Origin of the sequence: Leptotrichia sp. oral taxon 847, from assembly GCF_001553645.1 — a bacterium.
Lineage (GTDB): Bacteria > Fusobacteriota > Fusobacteriia > Fusobacteriales > Leptotrichiaceae > Leptotrichia.
Window position 1 is genome coordinate 1,399,942 of sequence record NZ_CP014231.1, and the last position, 24,255, is coordinate 1,424,196.

Here is a 24,255-nt window from a genome sequence, read left to right on the forward strand (position 1 = left end):
TGTTTTAATATGTAAAAGAATACTAGACAATCAAAACGAGAGGAGATTTTATAAAAATGTCACAGAAAAAAGAAAAAAAAGGACTTAAAATAGTAACAATCGGAGGTGGTTCCAGTTATACGCCAGAACTGATTGAAGGGTTTATTAAAAGGATAAAAGAATTGCCTGTTACAGAAATTTGGCTTGTGGATATTGAGGAAGGGAGAGAAAAACTGGAAATAGTCGGAAGTTTGGCTAAAAGAATGGTTAAAAAAGCGGGGATTGACTGCGAGGTTCATCTGACTTTGGATAGAAGAAAAGCTATAAAAGATGCGGATTTTGTGACAACACAATTTCGTGTGGGACAACTTGCTGCTAGAATTAAAGACGAAAGAATTCCTTTTGAAAACGGTCTTCTGGGGCAGGAAACAAATGGAGCAGGAGGAATGTTTAAAGCGTTTCGGACAATTCCTGTGATACTTGATATTGTTAGCGATATTAAAGAATTAGCGCCAAATGCATGGCTTATCAATTTTACAAATCCTGCGGGAATAGTAACCCAAGCAGTTTTAAATTACGCAGATTTTGATAAAATCGTTGGACTTTGTAATATTCCAGTTCATACGCAAATGGATTGCGCAAGTCTTTACGAAAAAGATGTAAGCGAGTTTAGATTTCAGTTCGCTGGATTGAATCACTTTGTCTGGTATAGAGTTTGGGATAAAAACGGAAATGAATTGACAGCAGATTTGTGGGAAAAAAGACAGGATAAAAAAAATCTTGGAGTAAAAAATATTGTTAGTATCAACTATGACTACGACCAAATTAAAGATTTGGGAATGCTTCCGTGCGACTATCATAGATATTATTATTTGCAAGATGAAATGTTAAAAGAAGGATTGAAGTCATTTAGAGAAAAAGGTACGAGAGGAGAAATTGTTAAAAAAGTTGAAGAAGAGCTGTTTGAATTGTACAAAGATGAAAATTTGTCAGAAAAACCAAAACAGTTGGAACAGAGAGGAGGAGCATATTATTCTGATGCGGCCTGTGAGCTTATTAGTGCAATTTATAACGACAAAGGGATAATTATGGCTGTAAATACTAGAAATAAAGGTGCAATTTCAGATTTGCCATACGATGCGGCGGTGGAAATATCGTCATACATCACAGCAAATGGACCTATACCTATAACTTTTGGAAAATTCCCAAATGCAGGACAAAGAGGTTACATTCAGCTGATGAAAGCAATGGAAGAACTTGTGGTAAAAGCCGCAGTTACAGGAAATTATTACACAGCACTCCAAGCGTTTGCAACAAATCCATTGGTGCCAGGAACAACTGTTGGAAGAAAGGTTTTAAACGAATTACTGGACGCACACGAAAAATATTTGCCACAGTTTAGGGATTACTATGAGAATAGGGAGAAATATAGAAAATGAGGGAGGAAAAGTTAATGGATAACGAAAAAATGGAAATGGTAGTTTTTGATATTGTAAATAGTGCAGGAACAGCAAAAGGACTGGCTTATGAAGCACTTGATGAAGCTTTTAAAGGAAATTTCGAAAAAGCTGAGAAACTTTTGAAGAAAGCAGATAAGGCACTACTTGCAGCGCATAATGTTCAGACAGAAATTATACAAGATGAGGTAGAGGGACGAGGAATAGCGCCAACAGTGTTATTTGTCCATTCGCAGGACCATCTTATGACGGCAATTGAAGCAAAAACATTGATTGAAGAGATGATTAAAATGTGTAAAAGAATTAATGTATTGGAGAAAAAGATTAAATAAATTGATTTTAAATATAGATTTTTTTAGTTTTTATTTCTAAGTAATTGAATTAAGGAATTTATTTAAAAAAATATATAGTTTAAAAAAATTAGGAGGAAAAAAATGAAAGTATTATTTGTATGTTCACTTGGAATGTCAAGTGCAGTGGCGGTGAAAGCGTTGAAAAAGGAAGCTAAAGCAAAAGGAGTTGAAATTGAAGTAAAGGCAGTAAGTACGCAGCAATTTGAAGAAGAAGTGAAAAATGGGTATGATGTGGCAATGGTCGCTCCACAAATTAGACATAGATTTGACACATTAAACGCCTGTGCCAAAGAAGCAAAAGTTCCTTGTGCTATGATTACGCCACAGGGATATAGTCCACTTGGAGGGCCTAAATTATTAAAACAGATACAAGAAATTTTAGGTTAATTTTTGAAATTTGTAAAATGAATAGATTTAAAATTTGATTAAATTTTTGATGTTGATTTAAAAAATTTTGAAATTTTAATTTTTTAAAATTATAAAATTGATTATATAAAATAAATTAAAGAAAGGAAATAAAAATTATGATAAATTTGGAAAAACTTTCAATGAATATGGCAAAAATATCGGAGCAAAGACATTTAAGAGCAATTCGTGATGGGATTGTATCGACTTTGCCATTGATTATAATAGGTTCAATATTTTTGATTATAGCAATTCCGCCGTTTCCAAAAGACTGGGCAATTTCGATATTAGCTAAAAAACATGCAGCACAAATATTGCTGCCATTTCGTATGACAATGTTTATTATGGGACTTTATGCGGTTATAGGAATAGGTTACAGTCTTGCAAAATCGTATAAATTGGATGGAATTACAGGTGCAATATTGTCAGTGTGTGCATTTTTACTTACATTAGTGCCTAAAGTGATAAATCCAATAGAAACTATAACTCAGACTGTTGGAGGAAAAGCGGTTCAAGTTGTGGTAGCGGAAGGGACAAAAGGTTCGCAGTTTTTGCAAGAAGATTTAGGTTATGTGATGCAAATGTCAAATTTGGGTTCAGCAGGACTTTTTGTTGGAATAATTGCTGCAATTTTTGCGGTTGAAGTGTATCGTTTTACGACAAAGACTGGATTTAGAATAAAAATGCCTGATGCTGTGCCGGAATCAGTTGCTCGTTCTTTTGAAGCATTGACACCTGCGGCAATAATTATCTTTACTTTGACGATTATCACTTATTGGTTAAAAATTGATCTTCATCACATAGTTGGATTAATTGTAACACCGTTTTTAAAATTGAGTGATTCGTGGTTTTCAGTTGTAGTAATCGTATTTTTAATAACATTTTTTTGGTCTTTTGGAATTCATGGAGATTCCATCATAGGTTCGGTTGTAAGACCACTGTGGCTTATGTTATTGGAGCAAAATGCAACAGCTCTTGCAAATGGGAAAGCCATTCCGCATATTGCGGCAGAACCTTTGTACCAGTGGTTCATCTGGATTGGCGGTTCAGGGACAACTATAGGACTTGCACTTTTAATGCTTTTTAAAGCAAAATCATCTTACGGAAAAGCATTGGGAAAAGCGGTTATTTTACCAGCAATATTTAATATAAACGAACCTATAATTTTTGGTGCACCAATTATGTTAAATCCAACATTACTTCCACCATTTATCATAGTTCCCATTGTAAATGCTTCAATTACTTATTTTGCGATGTCTATGCACTGGGTAAATCGCGTAACTTCCACACCACCTTGGACACTGCCGTCGCCAATAGGAGCATTTCTAGCTACAAACGGAGATTTTAGAGCAGTAATTTTAAATATTATTTTAATAGTAATTTCTATTGTAATTTATTATCCTTTTTTTACCGCCTACGAAAAAAAATTGTTAGTGGAAGAAAAAGCCGAAAAGACTGGAGAAGAATAGATGAAAAAATTGGGAATTTCAATTTATCCTGAAAAGACAACTGAAGAAAAAATTATAAAATATATTGATAAAGCCAGTAAATCTGGCTTTTCTAGAATATTTAGCTGCTTACTTTCTGTAACTGAAACTAAAAAGCAAATTATAGAAAAATTTACACGGATAAATGAGTTTGCAAAAGAAAGAGGTTTTGAGATAATTTTGGATGTAAGTCCCAGAATTTTTGATGATTTGAAAATAAGTTATGACGACTTGTCTTTTTTTAAAGAAATAAAGGCGGATGGAATTAGGCTAGATGTAGGATTTACAGGGTTGCAAGAGAGTATTATGACTTTTAATGAAGAAAACTTAAAAATTGAAATAAATATGAGTAATGATACTCACTATATTGACACAATTATGGATTATCAGCCAAACAAAACTAACTTAACTGGCTGCCACAATTTTTATCCACATGTTTACACAGGTTTGGGATTAGATTTTTTTCAAAAATGTACAAAAAATTTTACAAAACACGGTTTGAGAACTGCGGCGTTTATTACTTCACAAGCCAAGGATACTTTTGGACCGTGGCCTGTAACGCAGGGACTTCCAACTCTTGAGATGCACAGAAATACGCCATTAATTGTCCAATTTAAGCATTTAGTGGCATTGGGAAACATAGACGATATAATAATTTCAAATTGTTATCCGACAGATGCTGAGCTAGATGAATTTAAAAAAGTGCGGAAAGACATGGTAAGTTTTTCGGTAAAACTTGAAAAAGATATTCCAGAAATTGAGAAAAAAATAGTTTTGGACGAATTTCACTACAACAGAGGAGATACTTCAGAAAACTTAATTCGCTCGTCAAATAGCCGTATAAAATATAAAAATCACAATTTCAAAGTATTTAATGCTCCTAAAATTATAAAAAAAGGCGATGTAATAATTGAAAGCAGCAAATATGGACATTACGCGGGAGAATTAATGATTGCAAAAATTGATATGGAAAACACTGGAAAATCAAATGTCGTGGGAAGAATTACGGAAGAAGAAATATTTTTAGTTGATTATATAAAGGCTTGGCAAAAGTTTTGCTTTATAGAAAGCTGATTGTCTAGTGTGAAAGAGGAGGAAAAATGCTGGAAAATTTGACGACAGAAAGACGGAATAAAAAGACTGAGAATCTTGATGAGTTAAGTACAAAAGAAATTTTAAGAATAATGAACGAGGAAGATAAAACTGTTCCAGCTGCGATAGAAAAAGAGCTTGGTAAAATTACAGAAGCGATAGAAATTATAAAAGATAAAATAAGTCGTGGTGGAAGACTTATTTATCTTGGTGCAGGAACAAGTGGAAGGCTTGGAATACTGGACGCTGTGGAATGTGTTCCGACATTTAACACAACAGATGAAGTTCTGGGAATTATTGCAGGGGGTGAAAAAGCTTTTGTAAAAGCGGTAGAAGGAGCAGAAGATTCGCTTACATTGGCACAGGAAGATTTAAAAAAAATAAATTTTAGTCGAAATGATGTGATTTTTGGAATCGCTGCGAGTGGAAGAACGCCTTATGTAATTGGCGCTTTAAAATATGCCGAAAGTGTTGGAGCAAAAAAAATAACGCTAAGTTGTAATAAAAATGCTAAAATTTCAAAATATGCGGATGTTGCAATAGAAATTGACTGCGGTCCAGAAATTCTTACTGGTTCGACAAGATTAAAAGCGGGGACAGCTCAAAAATTGGTGTTGAATATGGTTTCAACAGCAACAATGATTGGACTTGGAAAAGTTTATAAAAATCTGATGGTCGATGTGAAGCCGACAAACAAAAAACTTGTGGAAAGAGCAACGGGAATAATTGCCAAAGTTACAGGAGTTACAGGAGAAGAAGCACACAAATATTTGCTAGAAGCCAATAAAAATGTAAAAGTGGCAATAACAATGATACTTACAAATTGTAGCTACAAAGAAGCAAAAGAAAAGCTGGGATTAGCAAAAGGATTTGTAAAAAAAGTAAAATAATATCGAATTATTTTTGTGAAAATATGGCAAATTTATCCATAAAAATATAGGTTTTTTGTATGATAAAAGTGAAAAAAGTAATTTAATAATAAATTTGCTTTTATAAAAAATATGGGGTATAATATTTGTAGACTTAAGATTACAATATTAAAATGATTACAAACAAAATGCAAAGTAAAAAAAATTTTTTGAAAGGAAGTTTATAATATTATGGATGCATGGAGAGGATTTAAAGAAGGAAATTGGAAAGACAACATCGATGTTACAGAATTTATAAGACTTAACTATACTGAATATTTAGGAGACGAAAGCTTTTTGGAAGGACCAACTGAAGCAACTACTAAATTGTGGAAAGAGCTTTCTGAAAAATTTAAAGTGGAAAGAGAAAAAGGTATTTATGATGCAGAAACTAAAATACCTTCTCAAATAGATGCTTATGGAGCTGGATATATCGACAAAGATTTGGAAAAAATTGTAGGACTTCAAACTGATGAACCGTTAAAAAGAGCAATTTTCCCAAATGGTGGACTAAGAATGGTAAAAAATAGCTTAAATGCCTATGGATATAAACTAGATCCAGAAACTGAAGAAATTTATACTAAATACAGAAAAACTCACAATGACGGAGTTTTCTCAGCTTATACTGAACAAATAAGAAAAGCAAGACATACAGGGATTATTACAGGACTTCCAGACGCTTATGGACGTGGAAGAATTATTGGAGATTACAGAAGAGTTGCACTTTACGGAGTGGATAGATTAATAGCTGATAGAGAAGAACAGTATAAAAACTTAGACCCAACTGAAATGACAGAAGACGTTATTAGACTTAGAGAAGAAGTTTTTGAACAGATTAAAGCATTGAAAGCTTTAAAGAGAATGGCTGAAGCTTACGGATTTGATATTTCAGGGCCTGCAACAAACGGAAAAGAAGCAGTGCAATGGTTGTATTTTGCATACTTAGCTGCTACAAAAGATCAAAATGGAGCTGCTATGAGTATTGGTAGAACTTCTACATTCCTAGATATTTTCTTGGAAAGAGATTTGCAGGAAGGAACTTTAACTGAAAAAGAAGCTCAGGAAATAATGGATCACTTTGTTATGAAATTAAGAATCATAAGATTTTTAAGAACACCTGAATATGATGCATTGTTCTCAGGAGATCCGGTTTGGGTAACTGAATCAATTGGAGGAATGGGAGCAGATGGAAGATCAATGGTTACAAAAAATTCATTTAGAATTTTACACACATTGTACAACATGGGAACTTCACCTGAACCAAACTTAACAGTATTATGGAGTGAAAAATTACCTGAAACTTGGAAAAAATTCTGTGCTAAAGTGTCAATCGATACTTCATCAGTACAATATGAAAATGACGACATTATGCGTCCACAGTTCGGAAATGATTACGGAATCGCATGTTGTGTATCTCCGATGACAATTGGACACCAAATGCAATTTTTTGGAGCGAGAGTAAACTTGCCAAAAGCACTATTATACGCAATTAATGGTGGTAAAGATGAAAAATCTAAGATTCAAGTTACACCAGTTGGACAATTTGAACCAATTAAAGGAGATTATCTTGAATTTGATGAAGTTTGGGAAAAATTAGACAAAGTATTAGACTGGTTAGCTTCAACTTATGTTAAAGCACTAAATATCATTCACTATATGCACGACAAATATTCTTATGAAGCATTGGAAATGTCATTACACGACATCAACATCAGAAGAACAGAAGCATTTGGAATTGCTGGACTTTCAATTATTGCAGATTCACTTGCAGCTATTAAATATGGTAAAGTTAAAGTTGTAAGAGATGAAGACGGTGATGCAGTTGACTATATCAATGAAAAAGATTATGTTCCATTTGGAAATAATGATGATGCAACTGACCAATTTGCAGTAGATATTACAAGAAGATTTATGAATAAATTGAGAACTCACAAAATGTACAGAGATGCAGTACCTACACAATCAGTATTAACTATTACTTCAAATGTTGTTTATGGTAAGAAAACAGGAAATACTCCTGATGGAAGAAGAGCTGGAGCACCATTTGGACCAGGAGCAAACCCTATGCATGGAAGAGATGTAAATGGAGCAGTGGCTTCACTTGCCTCAGTTGCAAAAATTCCGTTTGAAGATGCAAATGACGGTATTTCATATACATTTGCAATTTCACCAGAAACATTAGGTAAAAATATTGATGAGAAAAAATCAAACTTAGTTGGATTAATGGATGGATATTTCAATCAAACAGGACATCATTTAAATGTAAATGTATTCGGAAGAGACTTATTGGAAGATGCAATGGAACATCCTGAAAAATATCCTCAATTGACAATCAGAGTTTCTGGATATGCTGTAAACTTTATAAAATTGACAAGAGAACAACAGTTAGACGTAATTAACAGAACTATTGCAAGTAAAATGTAATAAATTTAAATAATTTTATATTATTTAGAATTTAGAAAAATTTAACATAATGTTTTATTACAATGTCGCATATTTTCATTAAGTTGAATTGTGCGACATTATTTTTAATTAATTTGATTGTGAATAAAATAAAAAAGATTACTTAGGAGGTTAATGAAATGGAAGCGCTTATTCATTCATTTGAATCATTTGGAACAAAAGATGGACCAGGAATTAGATTTGTGCTATTTTTACAGGGTTGTCCATTAAGATGTCTATATTGCCACAATGTGGATACTTGGGATCCGAAAGATAGAAAAAAAGTGATGAAACCAGAAGAAGTGATGAAAGAAATTTTGAAAGTAAAAGGCTTTATAAAGACAGGTGGGGTGACGGTTTCAGGCGGAGAACCGCTTATGCAGCCAGATTTTTTACTTGAATTTTTTGAACTTTGTCGTCAAAATAAAATTCATACTGCACTTGATACATCAGGATATATTTTTAACGAAAAGGCAAAAAAAGTTTTGGAGATTGTGGATATGGTGCTGCTTGATATAAAACATATAGATCCTGAAAAATATAAGATACTAACTTCCGTAGATTTGGAAAATACACTAAAATTTGCAAAATATTTGAAGGAAATAAATAAACCGACTTGGTTAAGATATGTGTTAGTTCCAGGATATTCTGACGATGAAAAAGATTTGCACGACTGGGCAAAATTTGCGTCACAGCTTACAAATGTGGAAAGGGTGGATATATTGCCGTTTCATCAGATGGGAAAATCAAAATGGGAACAGATGAAAAAAGTTTATAAATTACAGGATACACCAACTCCCACAAAGGAAGAAATTGAAAAAGCCGAAGATATTTTCAGATCTTATGGGCTAAAATTATTGGCAAAATAAATTTTAAAAATTAAATTTGTATTTTTTTTGATAAATATGTGGTATAATTTTAATATGATAAAGTTTTTGAAGGATAAGAATGAAAAAGAGAATTTTAAAAGTTGGAATTGTAGTGGAGTACAATCCATTTCATAATGGACATTTATATCAAATTAATAAAATAAAAAAAATTTTTGGAGAGAAAATATTTTTAGTTATAATTGTAAGCGGAGATTTTGTTCAAAGAGGTGAGATGTCTTTTTTAAACAAATGGGAAAAAACACAAGCTGCACTAAAAAGCGGGATTGACTTAATAGTGGAGCTGCCACTGTATTATTCGATACAAAATGCCGAAATTTTTTGTAAAATATCTACAAAAACTTTAGATTATTTAAACATAGATATTCAAGTTTTTGGAGCAGAAGAAGAAAATATTGAAAAATTGAAAAAAGTAATTGAGATTCAGGAAAGTCAAAATTATAAAAATAAATTAATGGAATATATGAAACTTGGGAACAGTTATACTTCTTCTCAGAGATTGGCGCTGGAAGAATATGGTTTACAAGATGTCGTAAAATCAAATAATATTTTAGCAATAGAATATATGCGGGAAATAAAAAAAGAAAAACTGAAAATAAATCCATACGTTATAAAACGAGAAATTTCTGAGTACAATGAAAAAAAAGTCAAAAAATCTAGTAAAAATTTTGCAAGTGCTTTGTTTATCAGAAGTAAAATTGAATTTGAAGGACAAAATATTGATTACGATGAGATAGGAAAATATGTTCCAAATGAGGTCATCAAAATCATAAAAGAAAAAGTGGGAAAAAAAAGAGATGAAAAAAAAATAAAAGAAAAAATATTTGAAATTTTTAAATACAAAATATTGACTGAAGAAAAAGAAAAAATCTTGCAAATTTATGATATTTCGGAAGAAATTTACAGAAGATTGACAAATGTAGTAAAAAAATCTCAAAATTTTTTTGAGTTTACAAAAAATGTAAAGTCAAGAAATTTTTCTAATAAAAGAATTGATAGAATAATTTTTAATGTTTTACTAAATATAAAAGAATCTATTATGAATTATGAAATTGATTATGTCAGAGTATTGGGATTTAATCATACTGGAAGATTGCTTTTGAAGGATTTAAAAGAAAAAAAAGTCTTTGTGAACTGGAAAGATATTGAAAAATTTTCAAAAACTGAAAATAATAAAATTTTAAAGGAAAAAGTAAAAATTGAAAAAAATGGTTTTTATTAAAAGAGTTATTTTTAAAAGAAAAAGAAAACTTAAATCCTATTATAAAAAAATAAAATTTTTAAGAATAGAAGGGATAAAAATGGCAATAGAAGTTTTAATAGCAATTAATGTCTTATTTTTGATATTTTTGTTTTTGATTGCATACATATCGCTCAGATATTTTATAAATCAGATTGAAAAATATCCAAAAGTTACTCTTGAAGAAGTTTATGACAGTAAAAAGTTAAGACAAAAATATAATATTGAAAACAAAGCAAATCCAATGGATTATGGTTTTAGTTATGAAGAAGTTGGCTATAAATCAGGGAAAATTCAGTTGTATGGCTGGTACATAGAAAATAAAGGTGCAGAAAAAACTGTAATAATTTCTCACGGGAGAGGAGTTAACAGACTTTCTTCAATCCAGTATTTGCAAATATTTAAAGATACAGGATTAGATAAAAAATATAACTTTTTTATTCCAGACTTGAGAAATTCGGGAGCATCCGATGTGGCGAGAACAAAAATGGGTTATAATTTTGCGCAAGATATTTTTCATACGATGGAGATGCTGTCTGAAAAATATTCGAAGAAAAATTTTATTTTGTATGGATTTTCTCAAGGTGGAATGGGTTCTGCAATTGTTTCCAGATATTATCAGTCAGCGCTTAGAAAACAAGGCATTGTCATAGAAAAGATGATTTTAGACAGCACTATTTCTAATGTGAAAAAAAGAATAAAATCAGATGCTAAGAAAAGAAGAGTTCCCAAATTTATTGTGAGTATAGTTATAAGAATTTTTAATTTAAGAGTTGGAAATCATCTTGAAAATTTACGACTTTCATATTTATTAAAAAGAATACCGACGCTTATAATTCAATCAAAAAACGACAGAGCTACCACTTATGGAATGCTTATGGAAGAGTACAATAAACTTGCAAATCTTGAAAAAATACAGCTCAAAGTCTTTGAAAAAGGTGCTCACACAAGAATTTACGCAGAACCTGAATGCAGCGCTGAATATACAAAAGTTGTAGAAAATTTTTTGAAAAATTAGAAATCCATAGGAAAGGGAACGGTTTATGAATCTTAAACTGAAAAGAAAACATTATTTTATATATGGACTGGGTGTATCATATTTTATGATAGACCAAATTTATAACCAATGGCTTCAATATTATTACTTGCCACCATCGAATGACAAGAGTTTAACACCGCTTTTAACTTCAAAATCGCTAGTGATAGCGTTTATTATTGCAAGAATTATAGATGCGGTAACTGATCCTGTTGTAGGATATTTGTCTGACAACTCTAAGTCAAAATTTGGGAAAAGGTCAATTTTTATGTTGTTGGGTGGCGTGCCACTAGGTATTTTTACAATTATGTATTTTTTTCCGCCTAAAAGCTCTGAACTTGCTACATTAATATTTTTATCAGTGGTTGGAGGACTTTATTTCACGGCTTATACTCTAGTTGCAGCACCATATAACGCACTGATTCCTGATTTGGCGTCCAATAAGAATGAAAGGCTTAATTTATCGACTTCTCAGTCAACATTTAGGCTTATATTTACTGGAATAGCGATGATTTTGCCAGGAATCTTGATCTCTAAATTAGGCGGTGGAAATACTGAAACTGGAATTAGAGCGACAGTGATTATAATTTCTATCTTAGCAGTAATCGGAGTTTATGCGTGTATATTTTTGTTAAACGAAAAAAAGTATTCCAAAAATCATGTGGCAAAACAAAATAAATCTGCCGGTTTTTTTGATTCATTAAAAAAAATTAATGAAAAAGAGATAATTTTATATTTTTTAGGATATTTCTTTTTCTTTTCTGGATTTAATATTTTACGGGGAGTGATGAATTATTATATCTCTCTTGTAATGAAGCGGGAAATGAGCTATTTAACAGTAACAACTCTTATTTTATTTGGAGTGGCAGGACTATTTTTCCCTGTAACAAATAAATTAGGGAAAAAATATTCGTATAAAAAAATATTGGTATTAGATATGTTTCTTTTGATTGTAGGAACAATTGGCTTGCTTTTCATAAATGAAAGTTTGTACAAATTTGCTTATATATTTTTTGTGATTTGCGGAATAGGACTAAGTGGAGCTGCATTTATTTTTCCACAAGCGATGCTGAGTGAACTTTCTGTAAAAGTGTCAAAAATTAAAAAGACAAGTTTGGAAGGCTTTATGTTTGGAATACAAGGGATGTTTTTGAAATTGGCATTTCTTGTGCAGCAAGTAATTCAAGCAGTTGTATTGACATTTGGAAATACTGGTCAATTAAAAGGTGCAACTGCATTTGGTGTAAAATCTTCGTTAGTTGTAGCGCTAATCTTGTTTCTAGTATCACTGTTTTTTTATAAATCGTACAAAGAAGATTAAAGAATTATGGAGGTTTTTATGGAAATTAGAGAATTGCAGGCGATAGCAAAAAATTTAAGAAAAGATATCATCGAAATGATTTACAGAGCAAAATCGGGACATCCAGGAGGATCATTATCAATTGCTGATATTGTAGCAATTTTATACTGGAAAGAAATGAATATTGATCCAAAAAATCCTAAAATGGAAAATAGAGATAGATTTGTTTTAAGTAAGGGACACGCAGCACCTGCTCTTTATGCAGCATTAATGGAAAAAGGATATGCAAGTAAAGATTTAATCCCAACTCTTAGAAGATGGCACTCTCCACTACAAGGACATCCAGATATGAAAAAGTTGCCGGGAGTCGAAATGTCTACAGGTTCATTAGGACAAGGATTATCAGCTGCAAACGGAATGGCACTAAGTGCAAAAATATATAAAAAAGATTACAGGGTTTACGTGATTCTAGGAGATGGAGAATTACAGGAAGGACAGATTTGGGAAGCTGCAATGACTGCTGCTCACTATAAATTGGACAATTTAGTTGCAATTGTTGACCATAATCGTTTACAAATTGATGGAAATGTAGCTGATGTAATGAATGTTGCACCAGTTGGTAAAAAATTTGAAGCATTTAACTGGAATGTACTTGAAATTGATGGACATAATTACGACCAAATTATTAAAGCATTGGACAAAGCTAGAACTGTAAAAGGCAAACCAACTGTAATTGTTGCAAATACCATAAAAGGTAAAGGAGTGTCGTTTATGGAAAATAACGCTGGATTTCATGGATCTGCTCCAAATGACGAAGAATACAAACAAGCAATGGAAGAATTAAAATAGGAGGGATGAATAATGGAAAAAAAATCAACTAGACAGGCTTATGGAGAAGCTTTAGTAAAATTGGGAAAAATAAATGAAAATGTAGTAGTATTGGAAGCAGATTTATCAAAATCGACAATGACAGCATATTTTAAAAAAGAATTTCCAAATAGACATATAAATGTAGGAATTGCAGAAGCTGATATGATAGGAACTGCCGCAGGATTTGCAGCAACTGGGAAAATACCTTTTGCTTCAACATTTGCACTTTTTGGAGCGGGAAGAGCATACGACCAAATTAGAAATAGCGTGGCTTATCCTAAATTAAATGTAAAAATTTGTCCCACTCATGCAGGAGTTTCATTGGGAGAAGACGGAGGTTCACATCAATCAGTAGAAGACCTTGCGCTAATGCGTGTAATTCCTGGTATGACAGTTTTATGTCCAGCCGATGCCATAGAAACTGAAAAAATGATTTTTGCAGCCGCTGAATATGAAGGACCTGTCTATATAAGATTAGGAAGATTGAATATCCCAGTATTATTCGATGATAATTATAAATTTGAAATTGGAAAAGCAAAAACACTTACAGAAGGAAATGATGTGGCAATTTTAGCGACTGGATTAATGGTCTACGAAGCAACCGAAGCTGCAAAACAATTGGCAGAACAAGGAATCAAAGCAAGAGTAATCAATGTTTCAACAATCAAGCCACTAGACGAAGAAACAATCTTAAAAGCCGCAAAAGAATGTAAATTTATCGTAACAAGTGAGGAACATTCAGTAATTGGAGGACTTGGAAGTGCTGTATCAGAATTTTTATCCGAAAATTACCCAACAAAAGTTATAAAACATGGAATTTATGACAAATTTGGACAAAGTGCCGACGGAGAAACAATGCTTGATAATTATAAATTGAGAGCGAAAGATATTGTGGAAATTGTTTTAAAAAATAGATAAAATAATAAAAGTTTTTTTGAAATGGAATAAATTGTAAATAATAGAATTAAATTAATAATAAAATTTTTATTTAAAAAATTTAAAAATATAGAAATATTATATTTGACAAATGATGAAAACTGTTGTAAAATTATAATAAGAATAACATTATTAGGAGGAATAAATAAATGGCAAGTAAAACAGTTACTATGACAAATCCTACAGGACTACATACAAGACCAGGTGGAGTATTTGTTGCAAAAGCGAAAGAATTTGAAAGCTCAGTTGAAGTAGAAAACGATGGAAAAAAAGTTAATGGAAAATCATTATTAAAATTATTATCTATCGGAATTAAAAATGGTTCTGAAGTTACTATCTATGCGGAAGGTCCTGATGCTGATGAAGCAGTTGAAGTTTTAGGAGAATTATTAGCAACTATTAGGGATTAATTCAGGTAATGTTTTAAAAGTAAAAACTATCTTAGATATAATATTTAAGGTAGTTTTTTTGTAGATTTTATTTTTAAAAGCTTAAATAAAAAAGTTCAAAAAATAAAAATTTTTTTTGAAAATAAGTGAACAATATGATATAATAGGTTTGGAAAGTTGAATAAATATAAATTATATGGAGGTAATTAGAAATGACTAGAATTGAAGATATCTATGCAAGAGAGATACTTGATTCAAGAGGAAATCCAACAGTAGAAGTGGAAGTATTCTTGGAAGGTGGAGCAATGGGAAGAGCATCTGTGCCATCAGGAGCCTCTACTGGAGTACATGAAGCAGTTGAATTAAGAGACGGAGATAAAAATAGATATTTAGGACAAGGTGTTTTAAAAGCAGTTGAAAATGTAAACAAAATTATTGCTGAACACTTAATCGGATTTGATGCATTAGATCAAGTTGCAATTGATAAAGCTATGATTGAACTAGATGGAACTCCAAATAAAGGAAAATTAGGAGCAAATGCTATTTTAGGTGTTTCATTAGCAGTGGCAAAAGCAGCAGCTAACCAATTGGGTATACCTTTATACAGATATTTAGGTGGAGTAAACGCTAAAGAATTACCAGTACCAATGATGAACATCTTAAACGGTGGATCTCATGCAGATTCAGCAGTTGACGTGCAAGAATTCATGGTACAACCAGTAGGAGCTAAAACTTACAAAGAAGCATTAAGAATGGGATCTGAAATTTTCCATCATTTAGGAAAAATTTTAAAAGCAAATGGAGATTCTACTAACGTAGGAAATGAAGGTGGATATGCGCCATCTAATATTAATGGAACTGAAGGAGCTTTAGATGTAATTTCTCAAGCGGTAAAAGCAGCTGGATATAAATTAGGTGAAGAAGTAACATTCGCAATGGATGCCGCTTCATCAGAATTTGCAACTCAAAATGCTGATGGAACTTATACTTATACTTTCAAAAGAGAAGGTGGAGTTGTAAGAAATTCTGATGAAATGATAGAATGGTACAAACACTTGACTTCTAAATATCCAATTGTTTCAATTGAAGACGGACTTGCTGAAGATGACTGGGAAGGATTCAAAAAATTAACTGATGCAATTGGTAAAGACGTTCAATTAGTAGGAGATGATTTATTCGTTACTAATACTAAGAGATTAGCTGACGGTATTGAAAAAGGTGTTGCAAATTCAATCTTAATCAAAGTTAACCAAATCGGTACTTTAACTGAAACATTAGATGCTATCGAAATGGCTAAAAAGGCAGGATATACTGCAGTAGTATCACATAGATCAGGAGAAACTGAAGATGATACAATTGCTGATATCGCAGTTGCTACAAACGCAGGACAAATTAAGACTGGATCTGCTTCAAGAACAGATAGAATGGCTAAATATAACCAATTATTAAGAATTGAAGACGATTTAGCTGACGAAGCTGTTTATGAAGGTAAAAAAGCATTTTATAATATTAAATTAAAATAAATATTGTAAAAATTTTTAGTAAATATTTTTTTCTGATGAATTATTAAAAAAATTCAAAAAGTATTTTTGGGATATAATTTCTCAAAAACTAAGTTAAGAACTACTCAAAAAACTTGATAAGTATCTACAACAAAGTAAATATTTTTCAAGAAGTACCTTTTATTAGTTAAAAGGGAGAGTAGTTCACTTAATTAAATTATTTTTATATTTATTTGTCGCACAATAATGTCAATGTTACAAGAATATTTTGAAATTTAAAAAAATAAAACAAGTTTTTTAAATTTTTTACTATTTATTTTAAATAAAAATTGACATTAAGGGAGAAATAATATATAATAATAGAAAATCAAAGATAATTTTTATAGGAGGCAAAAATGAAAAAAGTTGGAATTTTGTTTGTAGTTTTAAGTATGATGTCATTTTCTGCTAATACAACAAGAACTGCAAAAACAAAACCGGAAAGAAAAGCAACAAAAACAACAGCAGCACAATCAGTAGTTGGTAGATTTAATCAATTAGAAGCTGAATATGCAAGATTAGTAGACATGGAAAATAGAGAATATGCGAAAATTAAAGCAAATGCAGAAGTAGCAGCTAAACAACTTGAAGAAAAACAAGCATTGAAAGCTCAAATTGAAGAAAAAATCGCAAAAGTTGATGCAGCATCAAATTCTAAAATATTTAAAGCACAATATTCTGGAGTTATAAAAGGATATCAGAATGTTGCTAAAGCATTAGATGCAGAAATTAAAAAGTTATCAACTGTAGTTGAAAATTTCCAAGCATTGGAAGAATTAAAAGGAGAACAATAATATGAAAAAAAAATTAGCAATTTTATTGGGAGTAATAGCATTGAGTAGTATGTCATTTGGAGCTACTACAAAAACAGGAGCAAGTTCAATTGAAAATAGTTTAAATAACTTAGAAAAACAATTAACTGATTTACAAAAAATGGAAGATCAGAAATATGCTCAAGAAGAAGCTAAAGCCGCTGCGGCTCAACAAAAAATAGATGAATATTCAAAAATACAAGCAACAATTGATGAAAGAATTTCTACAATTGAATCAACAGCTGAAACAAGCATTTTTGGAAAAGAGTTTAAATCAAAAATTTCAGAATACAAAGCTTTGAGAAATCAATTAGATAAAGAAATCGCTAATCAGCAAAAAATTATTGATAATTTTGAATTATTAAAATCTTTAAGATAGTAGAAAAAATGTTTCCCAGAGGGGAGACATTTTTTTATTAAAAATTAACTTTAAGAACTGAAAATAAATAGTAAAATCAAATAAATAAATTTTAATTTTTATGGTCTTTATAAATTGATTAAAAAAATTTTTGATTTTAATTGTGAAAATTTTTTAAAATTTAAAAACAGAGTTAACTTTATAAATAATCAGATTCGATTAAAAAATTAAGTGTATAAAAATACCTTCTGATATAATAGTAATAGGTTTATTCAACCTACTATTGTAAAAGAAGGTATTTATTAATTTTTTTCTGCTATTTTGAAGTAAAATTTTTTTTAAACTAATTCTTTTATTACTTCCAGTGCTTTTTCATAGTTTGGATGTTCGCTGATTTCAGGAACATATTCAACATATTTTATAATGCCGTCTTTGTCGATGATGACAGTTCCTCTTGCAAGTAACCGTAGTTCTTTTATTACAAAGCCATATTTTTTCCCAAAGTCTAAATCTCTGTGATCTGAAGCAGTCAGAGCGTTTTTGATTCCTTTGTCAGCACAATATCTTCCAAGTGCAAAAGGTAGATCAACTGAAATTGATAATAGTTGCACATCATCGCTAAAACTTGCTGCTTCTTTGTTAAATCTTGTCAACTGTAGTGCGCAAACTCCTGTATCAACTGATGGAAATACCGCAATTACATCAACTTTCCCACGGTAGTCGCTTAATTTTACTTCTTTTAAATCAGGAGCTAAAACAGTGAAATCAGGTGCTTTATCTCCTACTTTTACTTCATTTCCAAGTAATGTAACTGGATTTTTTAAGAATGTTACCTTATTTTTATATTCTTTCATAATTTATATTTTCCTTTCTTTTTTAGATAGTTAATATTAACACACATTTAAAATGAATTCAAGTTTATTTTTTTTCTAAAATATGTGAAATGGATTCATCAACGATATGTTTTACATGTTCATCTTCCAGAGAATAATAGACAACCTTTCCTTCTTTTCTGTATTTTACAAGTCTTGTCTGTTTTAAAACACGTAGTTGATGTGAAATTGCGGATTGTGTCATATTAAGTAAGTTCGCAATATCACACACACACATTTCTTCTTGAAATAATGCACTTAATATTTTCATTCTTGTAGCATCTCCCAAAACTTTGAAAAATTCCGCAGTGTTAATTATTATTTCTTCTTTTGGAAAATTTTTCTTAACTTTTTTTATAACTTCGTTATGAATAGTTTTTGTCTCACAAGTAGGAATTTCATCTTTAGTCTTTTTTATATTCAATTTTTTTGTATTTGCTCCTTTTCAAGTCTTTATATTATTATATACGTTTTTTTTTATATTTTCAATAAAAACCTTTTCATTAGACAGGATGAGATATTTAGGAATAAATAAAAACTTAAACATAAAAAACTATACTAAGTAAAATAATATCTTGTAATCAAAATAAATTAAAAAATATTGAAATTAAAATGTACACTAAAATTTTTACTTCATCCAAATGTTGAAAATTTATTGTATAAATTAATATTATTATGGTATAATAATTAATATTAGTAATATTATTTAAAGGATAGTGGAGTAAAAAAAGTATGATTAAATTAATTTTATTAGATGTTGACGGGACACTTACAGATGGCGGCGTCTACCACGGAAATGACGGAAATGAGATAAAAAAGTTTAATGTGAAGGATGGTTTTGCTATTGTGAATGCTCGTAAAATAGGGATTGAGTTTGGTATAGTTACTGGTGGAAGAGGAAAACTTCTGGAGTATCGTGCAAAAAAATTAAAGATAAAATATTTATTTTCTGAAAACGATAGAAAAGAACAGATTCTTACAGAAATAATGAGTCAAACTGGTTTAAAAAGCGAAGAAATCGCTTATATGGGTGATGATCTGAACGATATAAACATAATAAAAAAAGTTGGTCTTTCAGCGGCGCCGGCGGATGCTATAAGTGAAGTTTTAGAAATAGTTGATTTTGTTTCTGAAAAAAAAGGTGGCAACGGAGCAGTGAGAGAGTTTATTGAATTTGTTTTGAAAAAAGAGAATTTATATGAAAAATTTTTAAAAGTATGTTTAATTTAGAATAAAAAAAGAAAAAATATAAAAAATTATTTTAGGAGGAAAAGATGGCAGTTAAATATTTGGACGCCAAGAGACTAAAAATGCTATTTATTGGCGGAGGGAAATGGGTAATAAAACACGAAGAACTATTAAATGAATTAAATGTTTATCCAGTTCCAGATGGTGATACAGGAAGTAATATGGCAATGACTTTAAATTCTATGATAGATGATTTAGAGAAAAAGACAAATGAAAAAATAACTATGAAAGAATTTATTGAAACAGTAGAAGAAGCGGTACTTATGGGTGCCAGAGGAAATTCAGGAACAATCTTATCACAAGTGATAACAGGGTTTTTACGAGGGATTGGTGAAAAGACAAAATTACTTCCCAAAGATGTCGCAAATGCGCTTGTAAGTGCTAAAGAAACAGCTTATAATGCGGTTGGAGAGCCGATAGAAGGGACAATTCTTACTGTTATAAGAAAAATATCTGAAAAAGCAGTGGAATGTTCTGAAAAAATTGAAGATTTGGTCATATTCTTGAAAGAAATAGTTGAAACAGGAGAAAAAACAGTTAATGAGACTCCAGAACTGTTACCAAAATTGAAAGAAGCAGGAGTTGTGGATGCTGGTGGAAAAGGACTTTTCTTTTTGTTTGAAGGATTTTATAAAGTTACAACTGAATTAAATTTATTGGTTGAGCTGCAAAAGTCGCAAGTTAAAGAAACTGAATTTGATAAAACGATAGCAAATATTGACCACGATCCTGAAAGTATACGTTTTCAATATTGTACAGAATTTATAATTTTAAATGGAAATTTTGATACGGAAGAATACAAAAGAAGAGTGTTGGAATTGGGAGATTCAGCGGTATTTGCTCAAACTTCCAAAAAGTTTAAAACACATATTCATACAAATCATCCAGGAAAAGCTTTTGAAATAGCGTTGGAATACGGTCCACTTGAAAAAATGAAAGTTGAAAATATGAGACTTCAACACGACAATTTGCAAATTTTCAGTGAAAAAGATGAAGCAAAAATATTTGAAAATCCAAAAGCTGATAAGACTAAAAATGCTTTTGTAATTTTGGCAGATACTGAAAACTTGAAAGAAGAATTTTTGAAATTGGGAGCTGATGTTGTAATACTTGGTGGACAAAGTAAAAATCCGAGTGTTCAAGAGATACTAAATGCGATTGAAAAAGTTAAAAAACGAAATATTTATATTTTGCCAAATAATAAAAATGTCATTACAACGGCAAAATTAGCGGCTGAGAAATCCAAAAAAACAGTTATCGTGCAAGAAACAAAAACAATGCTGGAAGGATATTATTACTTGAAAAATAAAGAAGACGGAGTTGAAGAAATAAGAAAGGCTGTTAAAAGAAACTATTCGATTGAAATCACAAAAGCTATAAGAGATACGAAAATTGAGAGTTTGACAATTGAAAAAGATGATTTTATTGGACTTGTAAACGGGAAGATAAAATATTCTAAAAAAACTTTGGATGAACTTGTAAATCAGATGTTTAATGAATTAATAACTGAAAACACAATTACAGCGACAGTTGTAGTCGGAAGTCAAAGAGATGAAGCTTCTAAAAAAAGAATTGACTCTAAATTGGCAAATATAAAAACTAAAATTATCGAGGGAAATCAAAATAATTACTATTATTATATCTATTTGGAAAATAAAGATCCAAAAATGCCTGAGATAGCGATTTTGACAGATTCGATTTCAGATTTGACAAAAGAAGATATAGAAGAACTGCCAATAAAAATTGTTCCACTAAAAATTGATATCAACGGAGAACTTTTAAAAGATGGGTTTGAAATAACAACATCAGAGTTTTGGCATGAAATGATGGGAAAAAATGCAAATATAAAAACTTCACAGCCATCACCGCAAGAGTTTTTAAACGCTTACAATAGACTTTTTGAAAAAGGGTACAAAAAAATAATTTCAATCCATGCTTCTTCAAAATTGAGTGGAACAATACAGGCGGCAAAAGTTGGTAGAAGCCTTACAAATAGAGAAAACGACATCGAACTAATAGACAGTATGGGAGTTTCATTACTAGAAGGATTTTTAGTACTAGGAGCCGCAGGAAAAGCTATAAGAGGTGAAAGTTTTATAACAGTTGTAAATTGGGTGAATAATTTTAAAAATAAAGGGAAATTGCTTATGATAATTCCTGACTTAAAATATTTAGAAAGAGGAGGAAGAATTGGAAAAGCAAGTTCTACAATAGCTGGAGCGCTTAACATGAAACCGATTTTGACAATTAATCAAGGAGAAATTGCTGTTGAGAAAAAAGTTCTAGGTGAAAGAAATGCACAAAAATATATTGAAAAATATATTGAGAGAGAAAGTAAAAAACAAAGCATAATAGTTATGAGTGGTTGGGGTGGAACTCAAACTGAACTGGACAGTGTAATGAAAGTTTATTCAGAAGTTAAAAGCAATCCTAAAATAAGTACACTTATTTTAAATAGGGAAATTGGTGCGGTTATTGGAGCGCATGCGGGACCTGTTTATGGTCTTTTCGTTTTCCCTAGACTTAGTTAGAATAAGATAAATATTTTTGTAATCAAAATATTTTTTTAAAAAACTATATTAATTTAAAAATAAATGTGCTATAATGATGTTATCTAAATTTTATTGAAAATTTTTAGTAAGTTTAGATTTCACAAGCGAATAAGTGAAAAATTAAAAATTTTCAAAGTGAAAAATTTTTGAAGCAAAAAATGATTTTTTTGGTAAACAAAATGTAAAAATTTGTATGAAAATAAAAAATTATATAACTTCAATTAGATTTTGAGAGCTTACAAAATACATAAAAAACAAATAAGGAGGTTTTTATGAAATATCAAAATTTAGTAAATGGGGAATGGGTGCATTCAGCAAAAGAAATTACTATTTATTCTCCGATAAACAATGAAGAAATTGGAACAATTCCATCAATGACTAGAGAAGAAGTAGATATTGCGATGGAAACGGCAAAAAAAGCGCTAAAGAGTTGGCGAAATTTATCAGCTGTGGAAAGAGCAAGATATTTATATAAAGCGGCAGACATTTTGGAAAGGGATAAAGAAATAATTGGCGAAATTTTAACAAAAGAAGTTGCAAAAGGGTATAAGTCAGCAGTTGGAGAAGTTGTGAGAACGGCTGATTTGATTAGATATTCAGCTGAAGAAGGACTTAGAACAGTCGGAGAAATAGTTGAAGGTGGAAGTTTTGAAGCGGCTAGCAACAGAAAAGTTGCGATGGTAAGAAGAGAACCTATGGGACTTGTACTTGCAATTGCACCGTTTAATTATCCAGTAAACTTATCAGCTTCAAAAATAGCGCCAGCATTAATCGGTGGAAATGTTGTGTTGTTTAAACCACCGACACAAGGAGCAATAAGTGGACTTATGCTAGCGAAAGCGTTTAAAGAAGCTGGAATTCCTGCAGGAGTATTAAATACAGTGACAGGTAAAGGTTCTGAAATCGGGGATTATTTAATTGAGCACAAAGAGGTAGATTTTATTAATTTTACCGGAAGTACTAAAACTGGTAAAAGAATTGGGGAATTAGCTGGAATGAGACCTATTTTACTTGAATTAGGTGGAAAAGATGGAGCTATTGTCGCTGAAGACGCCAATTTAGAAAAAGCTGCAAAAGATATTGTAAGTGGAGCGTTTAGTTATTCTGGACAGAGATGTACCGCTATTAAAAGGGTGCTTGTTGTTGAAGAAGTAGCGGACGAGTTAGCTAGATTAATCAAAGAAAATGTAAGTAAACTTACAGTTGGAAATCCATTTGACAATGCGGACATAACTCCTTTAATTGACTTAAAGGCGGCGGACTTTATTGAAAGACTTATGGAAGATGCACTAGCTAAAGGAGCTATCCCGTTAAATCCAGTAAAAATGGAAGAAAATTTGTTGTGGCCAGTTGTTTTTGACAATGTTACGCTTGATATGCAAATTGCGTGGGAAGAACCATTCGGACCAGTTTTGCCAATAATAAGAGTGAAAAACTTGGATGAAGCTGTTAAAATATGTAATGAATCTGAATACGGGTTGCAATCCTCAGTATTTACAAGAGATTATCAAAAAGCGTTTGATATTGCATCAAGACTTGAAGTGGGAACAGTTCATATAAATAACAAAACCCAAAGAGGTCCAGACAATTTCCCATTCTTAGGAATTAAAGGTTCTGGAGTCGGAGTGCAGGGAATTAAATACAGTATTGAAAGTATGACAAAAATAAAATCAATTGTTTTTGATTATTAAATATAAAAGAATTTTATAAAACTGTTTTGAAAAGATTTGAAAGTCTTTTTGAAACAGTTTTTTGATAGATTAATACTATTCCCCGTTTAAAAAGCGAATATTTATTCTAATTATTTGAAAATAAATATTAGATTTAACCTACTAAAAAGATTTATAATGTATTCGTTATTCAAATGGGGTTTAGTATAAAAATTTTAAGGGTTAGTTCAAATTATAAGATAATTCCTAAAAATTGGGAAGATTACATGGTAATAAAATATAATAAAATTGATATTTTATCTAATCCAAGAACAGATGTAATATTGAAAGAGGAATATTATTAAAAACTACAGAAAATATAATCAAAATCAACAAGTGAAAATAACGATAAAATAAAAAAAGGATTTAATAAAATGTCGGA

22 protein-coding genes are annotated in these 24,255 nt (G+C 30.9%); 20 read left to right on the plus strand and 2 right to left on the minus strand.

The features are described from left to right. The first annotated feature begins 56 nt into the window (after positions 1–56). The 17 genes from AXF11_RS06515 (at position 57) to AXF11_RS06595 (ending at position 17,513) form a co-directional block, all read left to right on the plus strand. Positions 57–1,418, plus strand: coding sequence for a 6-phospho-beta-glucosidase (locus AXF11_RS06515; protein WP_068156098.1), 1,362 nt, complete (start codon positions 57–59; stop codon positions 1,416–1,418). A gap of 14 nt (positions 1,419–1,432) precedes the next feature. Next, entirely contained in the window at positions 1,433–1,768 is a 336-nt protein-coding gene (locus tag AXF11_RS06520; RefSeq protein WP_068158299.1) for a PTS lactose/cellobiose transporter subunit IIA, read from the plus strand. Between the two features lie 102 nt (positions 1,769–1,870). Further along, positions 1,871–2,176, plus strand: a complete 306-nt coding sequence (locus AXF11_RS06525) for a PTS sugar transporter subunit IIB (RefSeq protein WP_068156101.1) — start codon at positions 1,871–1,873, stop codon at positions 2,174–2,176. A 137-nt stretch (positions 2,177–2,313) separates the two neighbouring features. Continuing rightward, positions 2,314–3,663 (plus strand): PTS sugar transporter subunit IIC, encoded by a 1,350-nt coding sequence (locus AXF11_RS06530; RefSeq protein WP_068156106.1) that lies wholly within the window; start codon positions 2,314–2,316, stop codon positions 3,661–3,663. Then, complete coding sequence (locus AXF11_RS06535; protein WP_068156110.1) at positions 3,664–4,755, plus strand: DUF871 domain-containing protein; 1,092 nt, start codon at positions 3,664–3,666, stop codon at positions 4,753–4,755. Positions 4,756–4,781: 26 nt separating this feature from the next. Then, positions 4,782–5,663 carry an N-acetylmuramic acid 6-phosphate etherase gene (gene murQ / locus AXF11_RS06540; protein ID WP_068156113.1) on the plus strand — a complete coding sequence of 294 codons (882 nt, stop codon included), beginning with the start codon at positions 4,782–4,784 and terminating at the stop codon, positions 5,661–5,663. Between the two features lie 210 nt (positions 5,664–5,873). Continuing rightward, entirely contained in the window at positions 5,874–8,105 is a 2,232-nt protein-coding gene (gene pflB / locus AXF11_RS06545; protein WP_068156116.1) for a formate C-acetyltransferase, read from the plus strand. Between the two features lie 158 nt (positions 8,106–8,263). After that, positions 8,264–8,992: a pyruvate formate-lyase-activating protein gene (gene pflA / locus AXF11_RS06550; RefSeq protein WP_068156119.1), complete on the plus strand. Its 729-nt coding sequence runs from the start codon at positions 8,264–8,266 to the stop codon at positions 8,990–8,992. Positions 8,993–9,071: 79 nt separating this feature from the next. Further along, a complete protein-coding gene (locus tag AXF11_RS06555; protein WP_231724662.1) occupies positions 9,072–10,232 on the plus strand; it encodes a nucleotidyltransferase family protein in 1,161 nt (386 codons plus the stop codon). A 79-nt stretch (positions 10,233–10,311) separates the two neighbouring features. Continuing rightward, a complete protein-coding gene (locus AXF11_RS06560; protein WP_068156122.1) occupies positions 10,312–11,268 on the plus strand; it encodes an alpha/beta hydrolase in 957 nt (318 codons plus the stop codon). 85 nt (positions 11,269–11,353) lie between these two features. Continuing rightward, entirely contained in the window at positions 11,354–12,607 is a 1,254-nt protein-coding gene (locus tag AXF11_RS06565; protein WP_231724663.1) for an MFS transporter, read from the plus strand. A gap of 18 nt (positions 12,608–12,625) precedes the next feature. Further along, positions 12,626–13,435 carry a transketolase gene (locus AXF11_RS06570; protein ID WP_068156128.1) on the plus strand — a complete coding sequence of 270 codons (810 nt, stop codon included), beginning with the start codon at positions 12,626–12,628 and terminating at the stop codon, positions 13,433–13,435. 12 nt (positions 13,436–13,447) lie between these two features. Then, entirely contained in the window at positions 13,448–14,374 is a 927-nt protein-coding gene (locus tag AXF11_RS06575; protein ID WP_068156134.1) for a transketolase family protein, read from the plus strand. A gap of 167 nt (positions 14,375–14,541) precedes the next feature. Further along, positions 14,542–14,802 carry an HPr family phosphocarrier protein gene (locus AXF11_RS06580; RefSeq protein ID WP_068156137.1) on the plus strand — a complete coding sequence of 87 codons (261 nt, stop codon included), beginning with the start codon at positions 14,542–14,544 and terminating at the stop codon, positions 14,800–14,802. A 191-nt stretch (positions 14,803–14,993) separates the two neighbouring features. Then, on the plus strand, positions 14,994–16,304 hold the full coding sequence (gene eno / locus AXF11_RS06585) for a phosphopyruvate hydratase (RefSeq protein ID WP_068156140.1): 1,311 nt from the start codon (positions 14,994–14,996) through the stop codon (positions 16,302–16,304). Positions 16,305–16,678: 374 nt separating this feature from the next. Beyond that, complete coding sequence (locus AXF11_RS06590) at positions 16,679–17,116, plus strand: adhesion protein FadA (protein ID WP_068156145.1); 438 nt, start codon at positions 16,679–16,681, stop codon at positions 17,114–17,116. Between the two features lies 1 nt (position 17,117). Beyond that, entirely contained in the window at positions 17,118–17,513 is a 396-nt protein-coding gene (locus AXF11_RS06595) for an adhesion protein FadA (protein WP_068156148.1), read from the plus strand. Between the two features lie 317 nt (positions 17,514–17,830). Here AXF11_RS06595 and tpx read toward each other — a convergent pair whose 3' ends face one another. Both tpx and AXF11_RS06605 read right to left on the minus strand, forming a co-directional pair. Then, on the minus strand, positions 17,831–18,346 hold the full coding sequence (gene tpx / locus AXF11_RS06600) for a thiol peroxidase (protein ID WP_068156150.1): 516 nt from the start codon (positions 18,344–18,346) through the stop codon (positions 17,831–17,833). 64 nt (positions 18,347–18,410) lie between these two features. Next, complete coding sequence (locus tag AXF11_RS06605) at positions 18,411–18,788, minus strand: ArsR/SmtB family transcription factor (RefSeq protein ID WP_082729391.1); 378 nt, start codon at positions 18,786–18,788, stop codon at positions 18,411–18,413. Between the two features lie 308 nt (positions 18,789–19,096). Between AXF11_RS06605 and AXF11_RS06610 the strand changes: the two genes are divergently transcribed. The 3 genes from AXF11_RS06610 to AXF11_RS06620 all read left to right on the plus strand — a co-directional run bounded on the left by AXF11_RS06610 (position 19,097) and on the right by AXF11_RS06620 (position 23,855). After that, positions 19,097–19,594, plus strand: a complete 498-nt coding sequence (locus tag AXF11_RS06610; protein ID WP_068156154.1) for a KdsC family phosphatase — start codon at positions 19,097–19,099, stop codon at positions 19,592–19,594. A gap of 44 nt (positions 19,595–19,638) precedes the next feature. Next, on the plus strand, positions 19,639–22,143 hold the full coding sequence (locus AXF11_RS06615; RefSeq protein WP_068156157.1) for a DegV family protein: 2,505 nt from the start codon (positions 19,639–19,641) through the stop codon (positions 22,141–22,143). A gap of 293 nt (positions 22,144–22,436) precedes the next feature. Beyond that, positions 22,437–23,855 (plus strand): NADP-dependent glyceraldehyde-3-phosphate dehydrogenase, encoded by a 1,419-nt coding sequence (locus AXF11_RS06620; protein ID WP_068156160.1) that lies wholly within the window; start codon positions 22,437–22,439, stop codon positions 23,853–23,855. Positions 23,856–24,255: the final 400 nt, after the last annotated feature.

What these genes read in the sequence shown, in the direction of transcription:
- AXF11_RS06535 (WP_068156110.1), top strand. Translation starts at nt 3,664, where the DNA reads ATGAAAAAATTGGGAATTTCAATTTATCCTGAAAAGACAACTGAAGAA.
- AXF11_RS06570 (WP_068156128.1), top strand. Translation starts at nt 12,626, where the DNA reads ATGGAAATTAGAGAATTGCAGGCGATAGCAAAAAATTTAAGAAAAGAT.
- AXF11_RS06560 (WP_068156122.1), top strand. Translation starts at nt 10,312, where the DNA reads ATGGCAATAGAAGTTTTAATAGCAATTAATGTCTTATTTTTGATATTT.
- AXF11_RS06595 (WP_068156148.1), top strand. Translation starts at nt 17,118, where the DNA reads ATGAAAAAAAAATTAGCAATTTTATTGGGAGTAATAGCATTGAGTAGT.
- pflB (WP_068156116.1), top strand. Translation starts at nt 5,874, where the DNA reads ATGGATGCATGGAGAGGATTTAAAGAAGGAAATTGGAAAGACAACATC.
- AXF11_RS06525 (WP_068156101.1), top strand. Translation starts at nt 1,871, where the DNA reads ATGAAAGTATTATTTGTATGTTCACTTGGAATGTCAAGTGCAGTGGCG.
- AXF11_RS06515 (WP_068156098.1), top strand. Translation starts at nt 57, where the DNA reads ATGTCACAGAAAAAAGAAAAAAAAGGACTTAAAATAGTAACAATCGGA.
- AXF11_RS06555 (WP_231724662.1), top strand. Translation starts at nt 9,072, where the DNA reads ATGAAAAAGAGAATTTTAAAAGTTGGAATTGTAGTGGAGTACAATCCA.
- pflA (WP_068156119.1), top strand. Translation starts at nt 8,264, where the DNA reads ATGGAAGCGCTTATTCATTCATTTGAATCATTTGGAACAAAAGATGGA.
- AXF11_RS06520 (WP_068158299.1), top strand. Translation starts at nt 1,433, where the DNA reads ATGGATAACGAAAAAATGGAAATGGTAGTTTTTGATATTGTAAATAGT.
- AXF11_RS06615 (WP_068156157.1), top strand. Translation starts at nt 19,639, where the DNA reads ATGGCAGTTAAATATTTGGACGCCAAGAGACTAAAAATGCTATTTATT.
- eno (WP_068156140.1), top strand. Translation starts at nt 14,994, where the DNA reads ATGACTAGAATTGAAGATATCTATGCAAGAGAGATACTTGATTCAAGA.
- AXF11_RS06565 (WP_231724663.1), top strand. Translation starts at nt 11,354, where the DNA reads ATGATAGACCAAATTTATAACCAATGGCTTCAATATTATTACTTGCCA.
- AXF11_RS06620 (WP_068156160.1), top strand. Translation starts at nt 22,437, where the DNA reads ATGAAATATCAAAATTTAGTAAATGGGGAATGGGTGCATTCAGCAAAA.
- tpx (WP_068156150.1), bottom strand. Translation starts at nt 18,346, where the DNA reads ATGAAAGAATATAAAAATAAGGTAACATTCTTAAAAAATCCAGTTACA.
- AXF11_RS06530 (WP_068156106.1), top strand. Translation starts at nt 2,314, where the DNA reads ATGATAAATTTGGAAAAACTTTCAATGAATATGGCAAAAATATCGGAG.
- AXF11_RS06610 (WP_068156154.1), top strand. Translation starts at nt 19,097, where the DNA reads ATGATTAAATTAATTTTATTAGATGTTGACGGGACACTTACAGATGGC.
- murQ (WP_068156113.1), top strand. Translation starts at nt 4,782, where the DNA reads ATGCTGGAAAATTTGACGACAGAAAGACGGAATAAAAAGACTGAGAAT.
- AXF11_RS06575 (WP_068156134.1), top strand. Translation starts at nt 13,448, where the DNA reads ATGGAAAAAAAATCAACTAGACAGGCTTATGGAGAAGCTTTAGTAAAA.
- AXF11_RS06580 (WP_068156137.1), top strand. Translation starts at nt 14,542, where the DNA reads ATGGCAAGTAAAACAGTTACTATGACAAATCCTACAGGACTACATACA.
- AXF11_RS06590 (WP_068156145.1), top strand. Translation starts at nt 16,679, where the DNA reads ATGAAAAAAGTTGGAATTTTGTTTGTAGTTTTAAGTATGATGTCATTT.